We start from the raw sequence: 21,168 nt of genomic DNA on the forward strand, positions 1-21,168 counted from the left end.
GGACACGGAGGACGGACACCGGCACCGGAACCGGCGCGCCGCTGCTCGCGAGATGCGCCCTGGCGGCGGCGGTGGGAGCCGTGGGGGTGCTGCTGTTCGCCCTGGGGGAGGGCGGACTGCTGGTGGTCGGGGCGGGGCTGCTCGGACTGGTCGTCTGGGCCGTCGGCGTCTGGTGGTTCCTGGCCTACCGGGGCGCGGTCCGGGCGTTCGGTCTGCTCGTCGCGGTCGCGGCGCCGGTCGCGGTGCTGGTGTTCTTCGCCCACCGCACGCTGTGGCTGACCGCCCTGGTCCTCGTCCTGGTCTGGGCCGCCGCACTGGCCTTCGCCCGCGCGGCGCTGCGCCGGGCCCGCCCCGAGCAGCCGATGCGGGCGAGCGCCGCGCCGCGGCGGCAGCGGCCGGTCCTGATCATGAACCCGAAGTCCGGCGGCGGGAAGGTCGGCCGCTTCGGGCTGGTCGAGCGGGCGGAGGCACTCGGCGCCCGGGTCGTCGTGCTCGACCCCGACGCGCCCGCCGACGTCGCCGCGCTGGCCCGGACGGCCGTGGCCGAGGGCGCGGACCTGCTCGGCGTGGCGGGCGGCGACGGCACCCAGGCGCTGGTCGCGGCCGTCGCCGCCGAGCACGACCTGCCGTTCCTGGTGGTCTCGGCCGGCACCCGCAACCACTTCGCCATGGACCTCGGCCTCGACCGCGCCGACCCCGCCCGCTGCCTGGACGCGCTGACCGACGGCGAGGAACTGCGGGTCGACCTCGGCACGGTCGCGGGCCGGCCCTTCGTCAACACCGTCTCCTTCGGGGTGTACGCCGACCTCGTGCAGCGCCCCGAGTACCGCGACGACAAGGCCGGTACGGCCCTGGACCTGCTGCCGGACCTGCTGGTCGGCGAGGGCGTCCGGCGGGTCGACGCCCGGGCCGACGCCACCGCGCTGCCCGCCCAGCACGCGGTGCTGGTCAGCAACAATCCCTACGGCTCGGCCGACGACCTCGGTGTCGACGGCCGCCGCCCCCGGCTCGACGCCGGCCGGCTCGGCGTGCTGGGCATCCGGGTGGAGGGCGCGGCGCAGGCCGCCGACCTGGCCTTGCGCGGCGCCCAGTCCACCGGGCTGACGGTGCTGACCGCCCGGCAGGTGGAGGTGACCGCGGACGCGGACGAGATCCCGGTGGCGGTCGACGGCGAGGCGCTGCGGATGTCCGTCCCGGTGGTGTGCACGCTGCGCCCGCAGGCCCTGCGGGTCCTGGTGCCGCGCGACCGCCCGGGCGTCCCCGCCCCCGTACCGCCCGTGACCTGGCGCCGGCTGACCGCCATCGCCTTCGGCCGCACCGACCGCGGCTCCGACCCGACCGCCGAGGGGCCGACCCGTGACTGACCCGAACCACGACACCGCTCCGTCGTCCCGTCCCGTCCCGCCGCCCGCCGACGCGCCCGCCGGTACAGCCGCCGACCCGCCCACCGAGGCCGTGCTCAGCGACCTGCGGGCGATCGACGGGGCCGTCTACGCGGCCGTCGCCGCCACGCCCACCCCGACCCTGGACACCGCGCTGCGCCGGCTCTCCCGGGCCGCCGACCGCTCGAAGATCTCGCTCACCGTCGCCGCGCTCCTCGCCCCGTGGCCCGGCCGCCCCCGGCAGGCGGCGGTGGCCGGGGTCGGCGCGGTGGCGCTGGCCTCGGTGACGGCGAACCTGCTCGGCAAGCGGCTGGTCCGCCGCCGCCGGCCCGACCGCGAGCAGGCCCGGGTGGCCGTCGACCGGCAGGTGCCGATGCCGGAGTCGGCCTCCTTCCCGTCCGGGCACACGGCCTCGGCGACGGCCTTCGCCACCGCGGTCGGCGTCCTGCTGCCGCCGGCGGCGGTGCCGCTCGGCGCGCTGGCTGCCGCGGTCGGCTACTCCCGGGTCCACACCGGCGTGCACTACCCGGGTGATGTCGCGGCCGGCGCGCTGCTCGGCTTCACGGCCGCGGTGGCGTCCCTGGCCGTCGTCCGGACCGTGCCGCCGCGCCTCCCGGAATGAGCGGGCCGCACACCGGCCCGGCCGCGGACAGGGAACCCGACCGGTGGCTCTCGGAACGCCGCCGCTCCTCCGCGGGCGTCCTAGTCGCGGCGGGCACGGCGGTGGTGCTGATCGCCCTGGACGACGACTGGTGGCAGATCTCGGGCGCGGACGTGGGCGTCCTGGTGCTGCTCGCCTACCTCCTCCCGTACTTCGCGATCACCTCGGTGGTCTTCACCACCGCGTCCGGCGAGCGGGTGCGCGGCTGGGCCCGGCGCACGGAGCGCGGCACGATGCTCCAGCGCTACGTCCTCGGCTCGGCGCCCGGGCCGGGCGTCTCGATCCCCATCGCGGCCGCCGCCCTGCTGGTGGCGATGGTCTGGCGCCCCGGCTACCTGGGCTCCGAACTCTCCCCGGTGCCCCGCGCACTGGTGGCCCTCGTCCTGGTCGTGCTCGCCTGGGCCTGCGTGGCGGTCTCCTTCGCCGTCGCCTTCCAGGCCGACAACCTGGTGGAGGACGAGCAGGGCCTGGAGTTCCCCGGCGGCGGCCGCCCGACCTGGCTCGACTACCTCTACTTCGCCCTTTCCCTGATGACCACCTTCGGCACCACCGACGTCAACGTGCTCTCCCGGGAGATGCGCCGCACGGTGGCGGCCAACTCGCTCATCGCCTTCGTCTTCAACACCGTCACCGTGGCGAGCCTGGTCTCCGCCCTGAACAGCCTCTGACCCCCGCCCGGCCCCGGACGCGCCCCAGCTCCCGCCCCCGTCCCGCCCCGACCCGACCCGACATCACCCCCGGCCTGCACCGGTCATCTGAACGTCCGTGCGCTATCTTCTGCCGTGAGCATTTTCCCCCGGCAACGACCAGGTTCCCCGGGCCGCCGCAAGGCCGGCCGGGGCGGCCGTCTCGCCGTCCTGGACGGCCTGCGCATCCTGGCCGCGCTGATGGTGGTCTTCCATCACTACGTCGGCTACGGCGGCGGCACCAAGCCCGAGGAGAGTGCCTGGGGCAGGCCGGTCGAGCAGGTGTTCCACCGTGCCTCCGTGCCCGGGGCCTACCTGTGGACCGGAATATGCCTGTTCTTCGTGATCAGCGGATTCGTGATCTGCATGAGCAGCTGGGGCCGTCCGGTGGGCGACTTCGTCCGCTCCCGGGTCATCCGGCTCTACCCCGCGTACTGGTTCGCGGTCCTGCTCACCACCGCCGTCGTCGTGGTGTGGCCGCTGGTGCGCCAGCCGCTGCCGTCCGAGCAGGTCCTCGCCAACCTGACGATGTTCCAGGAGGGCCTGGGCATCAAGGACGTGGACGCCGTCTACTGGACGCTCTGGATCGAGCTGCGCTTCTACCTGCTCTTCGCCATCGTGGTCTGGCGGGGGGTGACCTACCGGCGGATCGTCGCCTTCTGCTCGATCTGGACGGTCGCCGGCATCGTCGCGGCGAGCACCAAGTGGCCCGTGCTCGACTTCTTCGCGATGTCGCAGGTCTCCTCGTTCTTCGTGGCCGGCCTCGCCCTCTACCTGGTCCACCGGTACGGTCCCAACCTGATGCTCTTCGGCATCGTCGGGATCAGCTGGATCCTCTCGGTCCTCTTCACCATCCAGCACCAGAAGGAGGTGAACCCCTACCTCGGCCGGCCCGAGCTGCCGACCTGGCCCGCCGTGCTGCTGACCACCCTCTCCTACCTGGTCATGATCGTGGTCGCGCTGGGCTGGGGCTCCCGGATCCAGTGGCGCTGGCTCACCTTCGCCGGCGCCCTCACCTACCCGCTGTACCTGCTCCACGAGACCATGGGCTGGACCGCGCTGCGCGCCCTCCACGACCGCGACGTCAAGCCCTGGACGGCGGTCGGCCTCGTCACGGTCGCCATGCTGGTCGCGTCCTGGCTCGTCCACCGGATCATCGAGAAGCCCCTGACCCCCCGCCTCAAGACCGGCATGACCAGGAGCATCGACCAACTCCGCGCCGCCGAGCCGCTCCCCCCACAGCCCGCCCCGGCCGCGACCCCCGCCCCCGGCATCCTGGCGACCGTCTCCACCCCCTGGACCACGGCCTTCACCCCGAAGGAACCCCGCCCCCCGCACACCCCCGACCACCACTGACCCCCGGCAGCCGAACGGCGCCGCGCGGCCGGCCCGACGAAGATCGGACCACCCGCCCGGCGCCGTTCGCGCGGGCCCGGGACCTCTAGAGGTCGTAGTAGAGCTCGAACTCGTGCGGGTGGGGGCGGAGGGCGATCGGGGCGATCTCGTTGGTGCGCTTGTAGTCGATCCAGGTCTCGATCAGGTCCGGGGTGAAGACGTTGCCCGCGAGGAGGTACTCGTGGTCGGCCTCCAGGGCGTCGAGGACGGCGGGGAGGGAGGACGGGACCTGGGGGACGTTGGCGTGCTCCTCGGGGGCCAGCTCGTAGAGGTCCTTGTCGACCGGCTCCAGCGGCTCGATCTTGTTGCGGATGCCGTCGAGGCCGGCCATCAGCATGGCGGCGAAGGCCAGGTAGGGGTTGGAGGCCGGGTCCGGGGCTCGGAACTCGATGCGCTTGGCCTTGGCGTTGGAGCCGGTGATCGGGATGCGGATCGCGGCGGAGCGGTTGCGCTGCGAGTAGACCAGGTTGACCGGCGCCTCGAAGCCCGGCACCAGGCGGTGGTAGGAGTTCACCGAGGGGTTGGTGAACGCCAGCAGCGAGGGGGCGTGCCGCAGCAGGCCGCCGATGTAGTAGCGGGCGGTGTCGGAGAGCCCGGCGTAGCCCTGCTCGTCGTAGAAGAGCGGGGTGCCCTCGGTCCACAGCGACTGGTGGACGTGCATGCCCGAGCCGTTGTCGCCGAAGATCGGCTTCGGCATGAAGGTGGCGGTCTTGCCGTTCCGCCAGGCGACGTTCTTGATGATGTACTTGAACAGCATCAGGTCGTCGGCGGCGTGCAGCAGGGTGTTGAACCTGTAGTTGATCTCGGCCTGGCCGGCGGTGCCGACCTCGTGGTGCTGGCGCTCGACCTCCAGTCCGGCCTTGGCGAGCTCCAGCGACATCTCGGCGCGCAGGTCGGCGAAGTGGTCGACCGGCGGGACGGGGAAGTACCCGCCCTTGTACTTGACCTTGTAGCCGCGCACGTCGCCCTCGGCGGCGCCGCTGTTCCAGGCGCCGGCCTCCGAGTCGATGTGGTAGAAGGACGCGTTGGCGCTGGTCTCGAAGCGGACCGAGTCGAAGACGTAGAACTCGGCCTCGGGCCCGAAGTACGCGGTGTCGGCGATGCCGGAGGAGGCGAGGTAGGCCTCGGCCTTCCTGGCGACGTTGCGCGGGTCGCGGCTGTACGCCTCGCCGGTGACCGGGTCCTGGATGAAGAAGTTGATGTTGAGGTGCTTCTCGGCCCGGAAGGGGTCGAGGCGGGCCGTGGCGAGGTCCGGCACCAGGGCCATGTCGGACTCGTGGATGGCCTGGAAGCCGCGGATCGACGAGCCGTCGAACATCAGGATCTCGGACGGGTCGAAGGTCGCCGCAGGTACGGAGAAGTGCTGCAGGACGCCCGGCAGGTCGCAGAAACGGACGTCGACGAACTTCACGTCGTTGTCCTGGATGTACTGCTTCACTTCGGCGGCGTTGTTGAACATCCATCCTCCTCGGCGTGCGAATGTGGCTCACCATAGGAATGGGTCGTTTCCACTCGGTGACCCGCTCGTTTCCTAGATGTTAACCACGACCGCCGGGCGGGCGGCAAAGACGTACGGTACGGGACAAATCGCCCCGCCCAGCTGGGCGCCCTGCCCCAAGTGGTCTGGACCACTTGGAAAGCTCCGGAACGGCGATTCACCCGGTCGGGGGTGATGGCCGGGCCGGAGGGGAGCCGGTGGCGGCGCACGCCGTCAGCCCGGTTAGTGTGGATTCGTGGACACCAGAGAAGCGTTGGGATCGTGGATCGACGGCCCGCGGGCGGCCGCCGAGAAGATGGGCGCCGACTTCGGCTACCGCGGCGAGCGCCTCGGGCTGCCCAAGGAGGGCCCCGGCTCGGTCGCCGGCCCCGGCCGCCGGATCGGCGCCCTGTTCGTGGACGGCTGGCTGGTCGCCCTGGTCGCGTACGGGCTGATCGCCCACGGCGACCAGGCCGAGGCCAACCTGTGGACCAGTCCGCTGTACTTCCTGGTCGCGTCCCTGCTGCTGGCCACCACCGGCACGACGGTCGGCAAGCGGTTGTTCGGCCTGCGGGTGGTCCGGCTGGACGGCGGCCGCGCGACCATCCCGCAGGTCCTGCTGCGCACCCTGCTGCTCTGCCTGGTGATCCCGCCGCTGGTCTGGGACCGCGACACCCGCGGCCTGCACGACAAGGCGGTCGGCACCGTCGAGGTCCGGATCTGACACCGGGCCCCCGGTGCAAAGGCGGTACGAAGGCCGTACGGACGCCGGTACGAACGTCGAAACGGCCCCGCCGCGGAGCTTCCGCGGCGGGGCCGTTCTCGTGTCGTCAGGGGCGGGGGAGGGTCAGCGGGCCTGGCCGCCCTTGGGCATCCGGGCGCCCTTCGGCATCGGGCCCTTGGGGATCGGCGCCTTGGAGAGCAGGTCGCCCAGCGCGCGCAGGCGGTCGTTGGTCTCGGTGACCTGGGCGGCGGTGATGGCGCGGGGCAGGCGCATCAGGTGGATCTGGAGCTTCTTCAGCGGGACCTCGCCCTCGCCGGTGCCCACCACGATGTCGTGCACCGGCACGTCGCCGACCACACGGGCCATCTTCTTCTTCTCGGACGCCAGCAGCTGGCGGACCCGGTTGGGGTTGCCCTCACCGATCAGCGCGATGCCGGCCCGGCCCACGGCGCGGTAGACCGCGTCCTGGTTGCGGGTGACCGCGACCGGGGTGGAGTTGGAGCTCCAGCCGCGCCGGATGTTGTTCAGCACCGCCGCGACGGCGCCCGGCTGCCCCTCCATCTGCCCGAACGCGGCGCGCTCGGCCCGGCGCCCGAAGACGATCGCCATGGCCAGTACGGCCACGATGAAGCCCAGGATGCCCAGGTAGACGGGATGCTCGATCGCGAAGCCGATGGCGAGGAACACGCCGAAGGTCAGCAGGCCGACGCCGGCGATGATCAGGCCGATCTTGGTGTCGACCTTCTTGGTCATGGTGTACGCCAGACGGATCTGCTTCAGCCGTCCGGGGTTCTCGGATGTTTCCCTCGCCATAACGCTCATGGTACGTGGCACGGGTACGGGATATCCAAGCCCGGGTACCCGTTCGCCCCAACCGTGACCCGTCCGCCCGCGCGCCGTCGCGCAGAGCGACGCCGGGGGCCTCGACGGCGCCGAAGCGTCACCGCCGTACGGGCCGCGCCCCCGCCGCGTCCACGGCCGTGCCCGCCGTCCCCGCCGCCACCGCGTCGTCGTCGTGCCGGCGGTCCGCCGCGTACCGGCGGTTCTCGCACACCGCCGCCCACGCGTTGCTCCGCGCGTGCCGCTGGCCGGGCGCGAGCAGGACGCTCTCGGCGAACCGCAGCGCCACCCCCACCGACCGGATCCGCATCTGCATCCGCGTCTCCATCCGCATGCCGAACAGCTCCTCCCGTGGCTGAGAAGAATCGAACGCTCACCAGGCGTCCAGAGTCCCCACCCCGTGTTACCAGCCCGTGACCAGCCAGTCAAAGTGTGGTGAAACCGGAAGGGCGGAGCCGGAGCTCCGCCCTTCCCATGGCTCGAAACGGTCGGGGACCGTCAGGCGGCCGTCAGACCGCGGCCTGCTCGCGCCGCTCCAGCGCCTGCCGGTACAGCCGGCCGGCCCGGTACGAGGACCGCACCAGCGGGCCCGACATGACGCCCGCGAAGCCCAGCTCCTCGGCCTCCTGCTGCAGCTCGACGAACTCCTGCGGCTTCACCCAGCGCTCCACCGGGTGGTGGCGCAGCGAGGGGCGCAGGTACTGGGTGATGGTGATCAGCTCGCAGCCGGCGCCGACCAGGTCGGCCAGCGCCTGGCTGACCTCCTCGCGGGTCTCGCCCATGCCCAGGATCAGGTTGGACTTGGTCACCAGCCCGGCCGCGCGGGCCTGGGTGATGACGTCCAGCGAGCGCTCGTAGCGGAACGCCGGGCGGATCCGCTTGAAGATCCGCGGCACCGTCTCGACGTTGTGCGCGAGCACCTCGGGGCGGGACGAGAAGACCTCGGCCAGCTGCTCGGGCACCGCGTTGAAGTCGGGGATGAGCAGCTCGACGCCGGTGCGCCCGGCCTCGCGGTCGGCCGTCATCGCGTGCACCTGGCGCACGGTCTCGGCGTACAGCCAGGCGCCGCCGTCCGCCAGGTCGTCGCGGGCGACGCCGGTGATGGTGGCGTAGTTGAGGTCCATGGTGACGATGGACTCGGCGACCCGGCGCGGCTCGTCGCGGTCGAACTCGGCGGGCTTGCCGGTGTCGATCTGGCAGAAGTCGCAGCGGCGGGTGCACTGGTCACCGCCGATGAGGAAGGTCGCCTCGCGGTCCTCCCAGCACTCGAAGATGTTGGGGCAGCCGGCCTCCTGGCAGACCGTGTGCAGCCCCTCCTTCTTCACCAGCGACTGGAGGGCGTTGTACTCCGGGCCCATCTTCGCGCGGGTCTTGATCCACTCGGGCTTCCGCTCGATGGGGGTCTCGCTGTTGCGGACCTCCAGGCGGAGCAGCTTCCTGCCGTCGGGCGCGACAGCGGACACGTGCGACTCCTAGAACTAGACGGGGTACCCCCAGGGTACGCCTGTGGTTGTACGGCCTTCGCCGGGCCTGCCGCCCTGCAATCGCAGGGCAACACGGCTACCGGTCGGTAGATTCCCAGCGGCCGCCGCGTCTTCCGGCGGCCGGCGGGGGCGGGTTCAGTGGCTGGGCGCCGGCTCCGGCAGCTCGGCGAGGACGTCCGCCAGGTGGCGTTCGACCACCGGGGCCGCCTCGGCGACGGACAGTCCGCGCTTCAGCTCGCCGGTGAGCGAGGCGACGCCCGCGTCCCGGATGCCGCACGGCACGATCTTGTCGAACCAGGTCATGTCCGGGTCGCAGTTGAGCGAGAAGCCGTGCATGGTCACCCCGCGGGCGACCCGCACGCCGATCGCGGCGAGCTTGCGGTCGTCGCCGCGCTGCCCGGCGTTGGAGGGGGCGTACTCGGGGCCGGCCAGCCGCGGGTCGATGCCCAGCGGCAGGCCCATCCGCAGGGTCAGCCTGCCGATGTCCACCACCTGCGCCGGGTCCACCACGGCGTCCGGGATGGAGTCGCCCAGCACCCAGACCCCGCTGCGGCCCTCGACCCTGGTCGACCCGATGCCGAACTCGCCGGCGGTGCGGATGAGCGCCTCCTCCAGCCGGCGGACGTAGGCGATGACGTCGATCGGGTCGGGCAGCTTGACGATCGGGTAGCCGACCAGCTGGCCGGGGCCGTGCCAGGTGATCTCCCCGCCCCGGTTGACCTCCACCACCGGGGTGCCGTCCAGCGGGAGGTCGGCGGGGTTGGTGCGCTTGCCCATGGTGTACACCGACTGGTGCTCCAGGAGCAGGACGGTGTCGGGGATCTCGTCCGCGACCCGCAGCGCGTGCAGCCGCTGCTGCTCCTCCCAGGCCTCCTGGTAGGGCACGGTCCGCTCACCTATGCCCATGTGGACAAAACGCACGTTCTCGCTCACCGCTGCCGCTCCTTGCCAGGCGTTCGAGACCAACCTCGCCACTGTACGCCCCGGCCGGGTCGGACCTTCCAGCCGTCCCGCCCGCTCGCCTTCACCCCGGCCCGGCAACCGCCCGGCGCGGCCCGACCCCGTCCCCGCCGAGCTCCCCGCCGACCTCCCCCCGCTCGCGCTCAGCCCCCCGCGAGCAACTGCAGCCGCAGCGCGAGCTGGAGCTCCAGCGACCGCTCCGGCTGGTTCCAGTCCCGCCCGAGCAGCGCCTCGACCCGGTCCAGTCGCTGGACCACGGTGTTCACGTGGACGTGCAGCTCGTCCTTGGCCCTGGTCAGGCTGCCGCCGCAGTCGAAGTACGCGCGCAGGGTGCGGACCAGCTCGGTGCCGCGCCGGGCGTCGTACGCCAGCAGCGGGCCGAGCGTCGCGCCGACGAAGCCGTCCACGTCGTGGCCGTCGCCGAGCAGCACGCCGAGGAAGCCGAGCGCGCGGGCGGAGGCGCCCTCCCCGGCGCGGCCGAGCACCCGCAGCGCCCGGACGCAGCGCAGGCCCTCGCCGTAGGCGGCGGCCAGCGCGGACGGCCCGGCGGCCGGGCGGCCCGCGCCGACGGTGACCGGGAACCCGGCCAGCCGGGCCAGCCGCTCGGCGGCCTGCCGGGCGGTCTCCTCGGCGTCGTCGGTGCCGCCGGCCTCGACGGGCGCCAGCAGCACCACCGTCTCGGCGTGCTCGGCGCTGACGCCCCGGGAGCCGAACAGGTAGCGCCGGGCCGCGCCCGCCAGCCGCGCCCGGTCGTCGCCCTGCCCGTCGGCGGGCTCCGCGACCAGCACCAGGTGCGGCCGGGCGAGGTCGACGCCGAGCCGGCGGCCGCGCGCGGTGAGCCCGGCCGGGTCGCGCTCGGGGGCGGTCAGCAGGTCGGTGAGCAGCTCGCCGCGGACCCGGTTCTCGGTCTCGGCGACCGAGCGGCGCAGCAGCAGGAGCAGCGCGGTGACCACGCTGGCCCGCTCGAACAGCCGCCGGTCGGCGTCGTCGAGGCCGGGCCGGCCGCGCAGCACCATGGTGCCGAGCGCGTCGTGCCCGGCCAGCACCGCGCACACCCACTGCTCGCCGTGCCGTACGGACCTCCCCTCGGCGCGGGAGGCGGCGACCGCCTCGGCGAGTTCGGCGGCGGGCGCGGCGCGGCCGGCCAGCGGCTCGCCCTCGGCGTCCAGGACCGCTATCTCCCCGCCCAGCAGGGTGGCGACGGCGGCCGCGACGTCCGGCACCTCGGCGCCGCGCAGCACCAGGTCGGTGAGCCGGTCGTGCGCCTGCTCGGCCCGCTGGACGGCGGCGGAGTGGGCCCGGACCAGCTCGTTGGCGGCGTTCAGCTCGGCGAGCGCGGCCCGGGTGTCGGCCAGCGACTTGGCGGTGTCCAGGGCGATCGCGGCGTGCGCGGCCAGCGAGCAGAGCAGCGCGACCTCGTCGGGGGAGAAGGCGCGCGGCGTGCGGTCGGCGGCGAACAGGACGCCGATGACCTGCCCGCCGAGCAGCAGCGGCACCCCGATGATCGCCACCAGGCCCTCGTCCAGCACGCCCGCGTCGATGGTGCCGGTGTGGTGGAAGCGCGCGTCGTTGCGGTAGTCGGGGGTGGCGTACGGGCGGGCGGTCTGCGCGACCAGGCCGCCCAGGCCGTCGCCGAGGCTGAGCCGCAGGGTCTGGAACAGGACGGAGACCGAGCCGTCGGTGACCCGCATGTAGGTGTCGCCGGCGGCCTCGTCCGGCAGGGTCAGGTACGCGGTGTCGGTGCCGAGCAGCATCCGGGCCCGGCGGACGATCGCCTGGAGCACGGTGTCCAGGTCCCGGGAGGCGGCGAGGTCGCCGGCGGTGTCGAACAGGGCAGTCAACTCGGCTTCCCGACGCCGGTGTTGACGTAGTGTCCGGTGGACCCGCAGGGCCTGCCAGGTGGCGTCGTCGATCTCGGCGAGGACGGCGGCCGGCGCCCCGCGGCGGCGGGCGTCGGCCAGCACGTCGGCGAAGTCCTCGGTGGCGGCGCCGGAGGCGAGCAGGTCGAGCAGCCGCCGCAGCGCGGGTGCGGCGCTTTCGTGAGGGTGGTTCATGGTGCGTGCTGCCAATCGGCGTCGGTTCCGTCGGTTCCGAGAAAGCGCGATCGTATCGGCTCGGTCCTCAGGCGACGGCGGGCTTTCCGGCCGCGGCCGCGTCCGGCTCCTGGCCTTCCCGGTCGCTTCCGCCGTCGACCTCGGCGAGGTCCTGGCCCCTGGTCTCCCGGCCGCAGAGCACCGCCACCACGGTGATCACCGCGGCGATCGCGACGTACACCGAGATGGGGGTGGCGCTGCCGTAGTCCTTGAGCAGCGCGGTGGCGATCAGCGGCGCCGGGGCGCCGGCCGCCACCGAGGAGAACTGGGCCCCGATCGAGGCGCCCGAGTACCGCATCCGGGTCGCGAACAGCTCGGAGAAGAAGGCGGCCTGGGGTGCGTACATGGCGCTGTGGAAGACCAGGCCGACCGTCACCGCGGTGACCAGCGAGCCGAAGGACCCCAGGTCGACCAGGCCGAAGAAGACGAAGGCCCAGGCGCCCACGCCGACCGCGCCCACCAGGTACACCGGCCTGCGCCCGACCCGGTCGGAGAGCGCGCCGAACAGCGGGATCAGCGCGAACTGGATCGCGGAGGCGATCAGGACGGCGTTCAGCGCGGTCTGCTTGGAGAAGTGGGCGTGGGTGACGGCGTAGGTGAGCACGAAGGTCGTCATCACGTAGTAGGAGATGTTCTCCGCCATCCGCGCGCCCATCGCCACCAGCACCTCCCGCCAGTGGTTCCGCAGCACCTCCACCAGCGGCAGCCGTTCGGCCGTCGTCCGCTCCCGCTTCCGCTCCTGCTGCGCCGCCAGCGCCTGCTTGAACAGCGGCGACTCGTCCACCGCGAGCCGGATCCACATCCCGACCACGACCAGCAGGGCCGACAGCAGGAACGGCACCCGCCAGCCCCACGCCAGGAACTCCGCGTCCGACTGCACCGCCGTCATCAGCGAGAGCACCCCGGCCGCCAGCAGGTTCCCGGCCGGCGCCCCGCCCTGCGGCCAGGACGCCCAGAACCCGCGCCGCCGCTGGTCCCCGTGCTCCGACACCAGCAGCACGGCGCCGCCCCACTCGCCGCCGAGCGCGAAGCCCTGCACCAGTCGCAGCACCGTCAGCAGCACCGGCGCCGCGACGCCGATCGAGTCGTACGTCGGCAGCAGCCCGATCGCGGTGGTCGACCCGCCCATCAGCAGCAGGCTCACCACCAGCAGCTTCTTCCGGCCGACCCGGTCCCCGAAGTGACCGAAGACCAGCGCCCCGAGCGGCCGCGCCGCGAACCCGATGGCGTAGGTCAGGAAGGACAGCAGCGTCCCGGTCAGCGGATCGCTGTGCGGGAAGAACAGCCTCCCGAACACCAGCGCCGCCGCTGTTCCGTACAGGAAGTAGTCGTACCACTCGATCGTCGTGCCGATCAGGCTGGCAGCCACCACTCTCGGGAGTGAGCTGCCGGCTTCCGTACCTCGTGCAGGGGCGTTCATGGCCACCACTTCCAGAACCAGGGGGAGACGATGTCGCCACAAGGTAGGAAGCGCCCGACCCCGGGACTATGTGGGTGGACCACACAGTCCCGGGGTCGAATGTGCCTGCCCACCCTATGAGCGGGGCTGTCGAGCGGGGCTGTCGGAGAGCGGAGCGCTGCCCGCTCAGTGGGCCGTCCAGCCGCCGTCGAGGGGGAGGCTGGCGCCGGTGATGTAGGAGGCGGCGGGAGAGCAGAGCCAGAGGGCGAGCTGGGCGACCTCGTCGGGTTCGATGAGGCGCTTCACGGCGGTGCGGTCGAGCATGATCCGCTCGACCACCTCGTCCTCGGGGATGCCGTGGGCGAGCGCCTGGGCGGCGATCTGCTTCTCCACCAGGGGAGTCCGGACGTAGCCCGGGTTGACGCAGTTGCTGGTGACGCCGTACGGCGCGCCCTCCAGGGCGACGGTCTTGCTCAGGCCCTCCAGCCCGTGCTTGGCCGTGACGTACGCGGACTTGAAGGCGCTGGCGCGCAGGCCGTGGACGGAGGAGACGTTGACGACCCGGCCCCACTCCTGCTCGTACATGTGCGGCAGGGTGCGGCGCAGGATGCGGAACGGGGCCTCGACCATGACGCGCTGGATCAGCGCGAAGCGGTCGGGCGGGAACTCGTGCACGGGCGCGACGTGCTGGAGGCCGGCGTTGTTGACGACGATGTCGGCGTCGTCCGGGAGGGCGTCCACGGCCCCGGGATCGGCGAGGTCGGCGACGATCGCGCGGCCGCCGATCCGCTCGGCGAGCTCCTCGGCCGGGCCGGCCGCGAGGTCGACGACGTAGACCCGGGCGCCGGCCCCGGCGAAGGCCTCGGCGCAGGCCCGGCCGATGCCCGAGGCGGCCCCGGTGACCATGGCCGTGCGGCCGGCGAGCGGGCGGGCAGTAGAGGTGTCCATGGCCGAGAACGGTAGGAATCCGGCGGCCCCGCTCCCATGTGGCGGACCGCCACAGCATTCCTGTGAGCTGTGGTGTTGTCCGCCATGACGCCGGTATGGGGTCCGAACGGCGGATCGACCCTCGGAACCGCCGACGGTTCGGCCCCGGACGAGCAAACCCAAGGTGACGTCGCTTCCCCACAATGGGCGCGGTTGCTTCACCCGTTCGGTGGATTGCTCGGTCAGATCCACCCATAGCGCCCGAATGCTCGCTACATTCACGCCGATTCCCGACAGGGGGCGCCGCCCCAGGCCGCCGAAGTGCTGGTGAGGCCCGGTGCGACGTCCGAGAGGTGTTGACAGACATGCCCCAACGGCCTGCAACCGACAGCCCGGCGTACGGACCGCTCGACCCGCTCGGCCAGCACCGAGGTCCGGTCGGCCGGACCCTTCCGGACGCCCCCGACGCCCTGACCGCCGAAACGCTGCCCGCCGACGCCCCGGACGCCGACGACCTTCGGCTGCCGGTGCAGGCCACACCCGACCGGCACGAGGGCCCCGCCGCGCCCGCGCCCGCCCCGGCCCGCGGCCCCGGCCACGCCGGCCCGGCCCCGCAGAACGGCCAGCTCGCGGCGCTGATCGAGGAGGCCGGCTTCTCGCACGCGGGCCTCGCCCGCCGGGTCGACCAGCTCGGCCTGGAGCACGGCCTCGACCTGCGCTACGACAAGACCTCGGTCACCCGCTGGCTGCGCGGCCAGCAGCCGCGCGGCGCCACCCCGGCGCTGATCGCCGAGGTCTTCACCCGCCGGCTCGGCCGCCGCCTCACCGCCCAGGACCTCGGCCTGGACGCCTGCGCCCCGGTCTACGCCGGCCTGGAGTTCGCCGAGACGCCGCAGGAGGCGGTGGACATCGTGGCGAGCATGTGGCGCAAGGACAACGGCCCGCAGTCCGAGCTGCGCCGGATCGCCTTCACCCCGGCCGGCCTGGTCGTCCCCAGCCGGGACTGGCTGATCGGGCGCACCGACGAGCGGGTCGCCCGGGACGGCTCGACCCTGGCCCGGCCGGACGCCGCCACCGGCCCGCCGGCCGGCAGCGCCACCTCCGCGGCCATCACCGGCGCCCCGGCGCCGGGCGCGCCCGGTGCGTCCCCCGGGAGCCCGGCGCGCGGCCCGGCCCCCGGAGCTCCCGGTGCCCCCACCGCCCGCAGCACCGCCGGGACCACCGGCACCGCCCCCACCATCGGCCGGGTGCCGGTGCAGAGCCGCCGGCCGCCGGTCGCCGTGGAGCCGCCGTACACCGACCCGGCCCGCGAGTCCCGCCCCGCCCTGCGGGTCGGGCGGGGCGACATCGCCGCCATCCGCGCCGTCGGCGACCTCTTCCGCGCGCTCGACCACGCCTACGGCGGCGGCCACGCCCGCCAGGCGCTGGTCCGCTACCTGGAGAGCGAGGCCGAGCCGATGCTGCGCGGCCGCTACGGCGAGCAGATCGGCCGGGCCCTGTTCGGCGCGGTCGCCGACCTCACCAGGCTGGCCGGCTGGACGTCCTTCGACATCGCCGCGCACGGCCTCGCCCAGCGCTACTTCGTCCAGGCGCTGCGCCTGTCCCAGGCCGCCGGGGACCGCGCGCTCGGCGGCTACGTGCTGGTGACGATGAGCCAGCAGGCCGTCCACCTGGGCCACGGCCGGGAGGCGGTCCAGCTCGCCCGGGTCGCCCAGCAGGGCGTGGGCACCGCGGTGCCGCCGGTCGTCCAGTCGCTGATGCACGCCGCTGAGGCGCGCGGGCACGGCCTGCTGGGCGACGTCCGGTCCTGCACCACCGCCCTGGTGCGCGCCGAGCGCTCCCTGGCGGCGGCCCGGACGGGTGACGAACTGCCCTCCTGGGCGCGGTACTTCGACGAGGCCCAGCTCTCCGACGAGTTCGCCCACTGCTACCGCGACCTCCAGCAGTGGCGGACGGCCGCGCAGCACGCCGAGAAGTCGCTGCGGCTGCGCTCGCCCGCCTACGCCCGCAGCCGCATCTTCTGCCGTCTGGTGCTGGCCACCGCACGGCTCGGCATGGGGGACCTCGACGAGGCCTGCACCATGGCCACCGACGCGCTGCGGGCGGCGGGGGAGATGCGCTCGGCCCGCTCGCTGGAGTACGTCCGGGACTTCCACCGCCGGCTCACGCCCTACCGCGGCAGCCCGGTGGCCCGAGCCTTCGAGGAGACGGCCCGCCAGGCGGGGGTGATCTGACCGGCGGGCGTGGCGGCCCGGCCGACGGGCGGCGGCGACCCGACCGGCGGGGTGCACGGGGCCGACCGCGCGGCGCCCGCCCGTTCCGGCGGGCCGCCGCCCGGCCGGCCGCATGGTCGACACCACCGGATGAGCGGTCGGGGCCGTCAGGCCGACCGGTCCGGTGTCCTGGCGCGCCGTCGATCCGTCACCCCGGCGGACCGCCGACGCGACCGGGAGCCTCGCGGCGCGCGGCAGCCGGCCGTCGGCCGACGGGCCTCCGCCTCCCGCCCGTCAGGCCGCCGCCTCCGCCTCCCGGGCGTCGGCCGGGACGCCGAGGTCGCCCAGCACCGCCTGGGCCGCCCGCCGACCGGACACCAGCGCGCCCTGCACGGTGCTGGTGTCCCGGTGGTCCCCGGCGACGTACAGCCCGGCCAGCAGCCGCACCGGGCGGCGGGGGTTGTGCGGCGGCGGCATCGCGGGCAGCGCGTCCGGGACGTGCCGCACGCCGAGGAACTGCCAGCCCGCGGTCGAGCCGCCGTACAGCTCGGCCAGCCGGGCCCGCACGGCCGGTTCCAGCCCGGCCGGGCCGCCCAGGTCGAAGGCGCGCCGCCCGAGCACGGTGCTGGCGATCAGCGCCTGGCCGGCCGGGGCGTAGGACGGGTGCAGCTCGCTGAGCACCAGCGAGTGCGAGACCAGCGGCGGGTGCCCGTTCGGCCGGTCGCCGTCGAGCAGCAGCACGGCCTCGCCCAGCGGGGCGGCGTCGGCCGCGTGGAAGAAGGTCGTGACGGGGTGGAAGTCCGGCAGCCGTAGCCCGGGCAGCAGTTCGGCGGCGGAGCGGGCGTCGGTGGCGACGATGACGGCCTGGGCGCCGATCCGCCCGTGTGCGAGGGTCTCCACGCCGTCGGCGGCGATCGAGGTGACCCGCACCCGGGTGCGGACGGTGCCGACGGGCAGCGCGGCGGCGAGTTGGGCCGGCACCGCCGCGGCCCCGTCGGCGGGCAGACAGAGCCGCCCGCGCGCGTAGGAGCGCAGCACCAGGTCGGCGACCCGGCTGCTGGTGCCGAGGGCCGGGTCGGCGAGCAGCGCGCCGAGCAGCGGGCGCAGGAAGCCGTCCACGGTGCGCTGGGAGAGGCCGTGGCCGGCCAGCGCGCGGGCCGCGGTGGTCTCCGGCCGGGCCTGGAGCCGGCTGACCGGCGTGGTGGCCAGGCGGCCGAGCCAGCCGCCCAGCCGGGCCTTGTCCAGCGGACTGCCGAGCGGGGCCCGGGCGGCGGCCTGCCGGGCGACGGTGAGCTGGGGGTCCCCGGCGCGGTAGCGGCGGCCGGCGCTGTGCACCAGCACGCCGGGCGCGAGCGGGCGCAGGTCGAGGCGGTCGAGGTCGAGCGTGCGGTGCAGCTCGGGGAAGGCGGTGTTCAGCAGGTGGCTGCCGTCGTCGAGCCGGAATCCGTCCTGCTCGCGGGTGGCCATCCGGCCGCCGATCCGGTCGGTGGCCTCCAGGACCTGAACGGCGAGGCCGTGGCCGGTGAGCGCGCGGGCGGCGGCCAGGCCCGCGAGTCCGGCGCCGACCACGACGACGTCCGGGTCGGACGGCCGACGGGCGCGGCGGGTGAAGTCGTACGTGGGCACTGGCGTGCTCCCTCCCTGGTCCCGGGGCTCCGGCCGACGCAGGCAGCGGGGTGCCGGGACACGGTCCGACGAGGGTGATGCCCAGTCAGTGTGAGCATCAGACAAGCGCATCGGGCCGGATCCGAGGGGCGGGGAGGGTTGTGCAGCACCGGGCGGGGGCGCGGTCACGGACAGTGCGCCGTGCGGCCGGGTTCGGGGGTCGATGGGCGCGTACGGTCACCGGGGGCGTGCGACGCGCCCGCCATGTGCTCCCATGCGCCCCCTCCTCGGGCCCCCTCGGCCCCCGCCCGGCATATGCCCCTGGCCAGGGCGGATGCCGTAGTCGGAGTACGCACGGCTCCGCAGGACCCGCGCGCACCTCCGGCCGCCCGGCGTGCGTAGCAACCCGCACGCCCACCGGCCCCGCACCGCCATCGCAGCGGGCCCGGCACCACGTGCCCCCGCCCCGCGCGCAGGCCCTTCCGTCACATCGCCGCGAGCACCGCCGAGTACACGTCCGGGTGGGTGAAGCGGAAGCCCGCGTCCAGCAGCCGCCGCGGCACCACCCGGTGGCTGCCGACCACCTCGACCGCCAGCTCGCCCAGCACCAGCTTGAGCACCGCCTCCGGCACCGGGAACGGCGTCGGCCGCCCCAGCGCCCGTCCGAGCGCGGAGGTCAGCTCGGCGTTGGTCGCCGGGTTGGGCGCGGTGAGGTTGAAGGCGCCGGAGAGGTCGTCGTGGTCGATCAGGAACCGCAGCGCGGCCACCTCGTCGTGCAGCGAGATGAAGCTCCAGTACTGCCGCCCGCTGCCGAGCCGCCCGCCGAGGCCCAGCTTGAACAGCGGGAACAGCCGCCCGCCCGCACCGCCGGCCGCGGAGAGCACCATCCCGGTGCGGGGGTGGACGACCCGGATCCCGGCCCGCTCGGCCGGCCGGGCGGCGTCCTCCCACTCCCGGCAGACCTCGGCCAGGAAGTCGTCGCCCGCGGGGGAGTCCTCGTCGATCACCCGGTCACCGGTCTGCCCGTACCAGCCGACCGCGGAGGCGCTCACGAAGACCTGCGGCGGCTCCTTGAGCCCGGCCAGGGCGACGGCCAGCGTCTCGGTGCCGTACACCCGGCTCTCCCGGATCTCCCGCTTGTAGGAGTCCGTCCAGCGGCGGTCGCCGACCCCGGCGCCGGCCAGGTGCACCACCGCCTGGACCCCGGCCAGCCCGTCCCGCTCGACCTCGCCGAGCAGCGGGTTCCAGCCGATCCCGGTGCTGCCGTCCGGCCGGGGGCCGGTCTTCGAGCGGTGGCGGACCAGCCGGACCACCTCATGGCCGTCCGCCAGCAGGGAGCGGACGAGCGCCGAACCGATCAATCCCGTGGAACCCGTGACAGCGATGCGCATGCGGCCATCCTCGCAGCTCCCGCCCGCTCCCGCGGCGATCCCGACCGCCCGTCACATCCGGACGCCCCCGTTAGCATGACGCGCATGCCTGACGACGATCTGATCATCCGTACGGCGCGGAGCGAGGACGAGCGCGAACTCGCCGTCCTCAACCACGCGGCCTGGTCCATCCTCTCCGACGTCTCCCCGCAACCGGACGTCCAGGCCCCGCTGTTCGACGAGCGGCACGTCCCCGAGCAGTTCCAGCTGGCCGTGCTGGACGGCCGGATCGTCGGCTACGTCCGTCAGGTCCCGGCCACCCCGTTGGCGAGCAACCGGCACGTACGGCAGATCCAGGGCCTGGCCGTCGACGGCACCGTCCGCGGCCGGGGCATCGGCCGCCGGCTGGTCGAGGCGGCCTGCGAGGCGGCCCGGGCCGAGGGGGCCCGCAAGATGAGCCTGCGGGTGCTCGGCTGGAACGCCCCGGCCCGTCGGCTCTACGAGAGCTGCGGCTTCGTCGTCGAGGGCTCGTTGGCCGAGGAGTTCCTGATCGACGGCCGGTACGTGGACGACGTCTGGATGGCCCGCCGCCTGACCGGCTGAACCCACGCGGGCGCCCCCGGGCGCCGCAGGCCCAGGCGGTCACAGGCGGCTCCAGGCGGGCGCCCCCGGGCCCACCCGCCGACCGCTCGGACCGGCCCGCCGGACGAGGTGGTTCGCCACCCGACGGACGGTGCAGAGTCGTGACGGTCCCGCCCTGTCTGGACCGCCACCGCGCCGGGTACCGTACGCCCGTGAGCAACTCGACGCCTCCCGGGTGGTACCCGGTCCCGGGTGCGGACGGCACCCCCGGTCACGAGCGCTGGTGGGACGGCAGCGCCTGGACCAGCGAGGTCCGGCCGCTCCAGGGCGGCGTCGCGGGCGGGCTCGCCGACGCCCCCACCCAGACCTGGACGTCGTCCGACCAGCGGCCCGGCTACGGCTACCCCGGCTCCTCGGCGGCCCCGGCCTACGGCTACCCGGGCCAGAACGGCTCCCCGGCACCCGCCTACGGCTACCCCGGTCAGGACGGCTACCCCGGCCAGGACGCCTACCAGGGCCAGGCCCAGGGCGGTTACCCGCCCCAGGGCCCGGGCTACGGCTACCCGGGCCCGGGGTACCCGCCGCCGGCCCCGGCGGCCAAGCCGAAGACCGGCCTGATCATCGGCATCGCGGTCGCCGTGCTGGCGGTGGGCGGGACCATCGCCGGGGTCGTGTTCAGCGGTGGCGGCGGCGACCCGAAGGCGGACCCGACCCCGAACCCCACGGTCACCGTGACCGGGAGCGCGAGCCCCACACCGCGCCCCAGCCCGACCGCGCCCACCAGCAGCCCCACGGCACCCAAGCCCCTGCCGGTGGTCAAGAGCACCGTCCCCGACGCGCAGCACGGGATCACCGTGCCGGTCTTCGACGGCTGGGAGGTGTCCGGCAACCCGCCGCACTCGTCGGTCTACCTCGGCACCGGCCGCTACACCTGCCCGGACGGCGGCACCTGCATCCGCGGCCAGTTCTCGGTCGAGAAGGACACCATCCAGGGCAGTACGCCCAAGGCGGCGGCCGACGCCCAGATGCCGGTCTACACCGGGCAGATCTTCTCCGGCGTCAACTCGCACACCGACGCCGGTTCCGGGTACGTCAGCGTGGCCGGCGTGCTCGGCTACGCCACCCGCTGGCACATCCGCACCACCGACGGCACCCAGGGCTACGTCCTGCTGGTCGCCCTCCCGGCCAAGGGCGGCGGCTACGTCGTCATGGAGGGCGGCGTGGACGACAGCCCGGCCGCGCCGGAGTTCTCCGTGCTGGACCAGATCCTCAAGGGCATCAAGCAGGACAGCTCCTCCGGCAGCAGCACCTGACGCGACCGGGGCGCGGCCGAACCGCGGCCGGAACGGGGCCGGGGCGGCCGGGCCGGA

General features: G+C 74.3%; 18 protein-coding genes. 8 read left to right on the forward strand and 10 right to left on the reverse strand.

Going from position 1 to position 21,168, the window contains the following annotated elements; genetic code table 11:
* Nucleotides 1-80 precede the first annotated feature (80 nt).
* The 4 genes from ACFY0X_RS04690 to ACFY0X_RS04705 all read left to right on the forward strand — a co-directional run bounded on the left by ACFY0X_RS04690 (nucleotide 81) and on the right by ACFY0X_RS04705 (nucleotide 4,085).
* Nucleotides 81-1,364 carry a diacylglycerol/lipid kinase family protein gene (locus ACFY0X_RS04690; RefSeq protein ID WP_387748758.1) on the forward strand — a complete coding sequence of 428 codons (1,284 nt, stop codon included), beginning with the start codon at nucleotides 81-83 and terminating at the stop codon, nucleotides 1,362-1,364.
* Nucleotides 1,357-2,004, forward strand: coding sequence for a phosphatase PAP2 family protein (locus tag ACFY0X_RS04695; protein WP_387748760.1), 648 nt, complete (start codon nucleotides 1,357-1,359; stop codon nucleotides 2,002-2,004). Before ACFY0X_RS04690 ends, ACFY0X_RS04695 begins: the two co-directional genes overlap by 8 nt.
* On the forward strand, nucleotides 2,001-2,711 hold the full coding sequence (locus ACFY0X_RS04700; RefSeq protein ID WP_387748762.1) for a DUF1345 domain-containing protein: 711 nt from the start codon (nucleotides 2,001-2,003) through the stop codon (nucleotides 2,709-2,711). Before ACFY0X_RS04695 ends, ACFY0X_RS04700 begins: the two co-directional genes overlap by 4 nt.
* 114 nt (nucleotides 2,712-2,825) lie before the next feature.
* Nucleotides 2,826-4,085 (forward strand): acyltransferase family protein, encoded by a 1,260-nt coding sequence (locus ACFY0X_RS04705; RefSeq protein WP_387748764.1) that lies wholly within the window; start codon nucleotides 2,826-2,828, stop codon nucleotides 4,083-4,085.
* An 85-nt stretch (nucleotides 4,086-4,170) separates the two neighbouring features.
* Here the strand turns inward: ACFY0X_RS04705 and glnA are convergent, their stop codons facing one another.
* Nucleotides 4,171-5,583, reverse strand: a complete 1,413-nt coding sequence (gene glnA / locus ACFY0X_RS04710; protein ID WP_387748766.1) for a type I glutamate--ammonia ligase — start codon at nucleotides 5,581-5,583, stop codon at nucleotides 4,171-4,173.
* 274 nt (nucleotides 5,584-5,857) lie between these two features.
* Here glnA and ACFY0X_RS04715 point away from each other — a divergent pair, with 274 nt between their 5' ends.
* A complete protein-coding gene (locus tag ACFY0X_RS04715; protein WP_387748768.1) occupies nucleotides 5,858-6,325 on the forward strand; it encodes an RDD family protein in 468 nt (155 codons plus the stop codon).
* 123 nt (nucleotides 6,326-6,448) lie between these two features.
* On the opposite strand, the gene ACFY0X_RS04720 is transcribed toward ACFY0X_RS04715, so the two are convergent.
* The 7 genes from ACFY0X_RS04720 to ACFY0X_RS04750 all read right to left on the reverse strand — a co-directional run bounded on the left by ACFY0X_RS04720 (nucleotide 6,449) and on the right by ACFY0X_RS04750 (nucleotide 14,049).
* Entirely contained in the window at nucleotides 6,449-7,138 is a 690-nt protein-coding gene (locus ACFY0X_RS04720) for a DUF4191 domain-containing protein (RefSeq protein ID WP_387748770.1), read from the reverse strand.
* Nucleotides 7,139-7,265: 127 nt separating this feature from the next.
* The gene (locus ACFY0X_RS04725; protein ID WP_387748772.1) at nucleotides 7,266-7,499 is read right to left on the reverse strand and encodes a hypothetical protein; all 234 of its coding nucleotides are present in this window, start codon (nucleotides 7,497-7,499) and stop codon (nucleotides 7,266-7,268) included.
* Nucleotides 7,500-7,674: 175 nt separating this feature from the next.
* The gene (lipA, locus tag ACFY0X_RS04730; protein ID WP_387748774.1) at nucleotides 7,675-8,628 is read right to left on the reverse strand and encodes a lipoyl synthase; all 954 of its coding nucleotides are present in this window, start codon (nucleotides 8,626-8,628) and stop codon (nucleotides 7,675-7,677) included.
* Nucleotides 8,629-8,784: 156 nt separating this feature from the next.
* Nucleotides 8,785-9,555, reverse strand: coding sequence for a lipoyl(octanoyl) transferase LipB (gene lipB, locus ACFY0X_RS04735; protein WP_387749284.1), 771 nt, complete (start codon nucleotides 9,553-9,555; stop codon nucleotides 8,785-8,787).
* 197 nt (nucleotides 9,556-9,752) lie between these two features.
* Nucleotides 9,753-11,663, reverse strand: a complete 1,911-nt coding sequence (locus ACFY0X_RS04740) for a helix-turn-helix domain-containing protein (RefSeq protein WP_387748776.1) — start codon at nucleotides 11,661-11,663, stop codon at nucleotides 9,753-9,755.
* A 67-nt stretch (nucleotides 11,664-11,730) separates the two neighbouring features.
* Entirely contained in the window at nucleotides 11,731-13,122 is a 1,392-nt protein-coding gene (locus ACFY0X_RS04745) for an MFS transporter (protein WP_387748778.1), read from the reverse strand.
* Nucleotides 13,123-13,287: 165 nt separating this feature from the next.
* Complete coding sequence (locus ACFY0X_RS04750) at nucleotides 13,288-14,049, reverse strand: 3-hydroxybutyrate dehydrogenase (RefSeq protein WP_387748780.1); 762 nt, start codon at nucleotides 14,047-14,049, stop codon at nucleotides 13,288-13,290.
* 344 nt (nucleotides 14,050-14,393) lie between these two features.
* Here ACFY0X_RS04750 and ACFY0X_RS04755 point away from each other — a divergent pair, with 344 nt between their 5' ends.
* The gene (locus ACFY0X_RS04755; RefSeq protein ID WP_387748782.1) at nucleotides 14,394-16,262 is read left to right on the forward strand and encodes a regulator; all 1,869 of its coding nucleotides are present in this window, start codon (nucleotides 14,394-14,396) and stop codon (nucleotides 16,260-16,262) included.
* Between the two features lie 273 nt (nucleotides 16,263-16,535).
* Here ACFY0X_RS04755 and ACFY0X_RS04760 read toward each other — a convergent pair whose 3' ends face one another.
* Both ACFY0X_RS04760 and ACFY0X_RS04765 read right to left on the reverse strand, forming a co-directional pair.
* Nucleotides 16,536-17,867: an FAD-dependent oxidoreductase gene (locus tag ACFY0X_RS04760; protein ID WP_387748784.1), complete on the reverse strand. Its 1,332-nt coding sequence runs from the start codon at nucleotides 17,865-17,867 to the stop codon at nucleotides 16,536-16,538.
* 464 nt (nucleotides 17,868-18,331) lie between these two features.
* Entirely contained in the window at nucleotides 18,332-19,237 is a 906-nt protein-coding gene (locus ACFY0X_RS04765) for a TIGR01777 family oxidoreductase (RefSeq protein WP_387748786.1), read from the reverse strand.
* A gap of 84 nt (nucleotides 19,238-19,321) precedes the next feature.
* Here ACFY0X_RS04765 and ACFY0X_RS04770 point away from each other — a divergent pair, with 84 nt between their 5' ends.
* Both ACFY0X_RS04770 and ACFY0X_RS04775 read left to right on the forward strand, forming a co-directional pair.
* Nucleotides 19,322-19,819: a GNAT family N-acetyltransferase gene (locus ACFY0X_RS04770; protein WP_387748788.1), complete on the forward strand. Its 498-nt coding sequence runs from the start codon at nucleotides 19,322-19,324 to the stop codon at nucleotides 19,817-19,819.
* A gap of 191 nt (nucleotides 19,820-20,010) precedes the next feature.
* On the forward strand, nucleotides 20,011-21,111 hold the full coding sequence (locus ACFY0X_RS04775) for a DUF2510 domain-containing protein (protein ID WP_387748790.1): 1,101 nt from the start codon (nucleotides 20,011-20,013) through the stop codon (nucleotides 21,109-21,111).
* Nucleotides 21,112-21,168: the final 57 nt, after the last annotated feature.

The sequence above is a fragment of the Kitasatospora sp. NPDC001547 genome (assembly GCF_042894165.1).
Lineage (GTDB): Bacteria > Actinomycetota > Actinomycetes > Streptomycetales > Streptomycetaceae > Kitasatospora.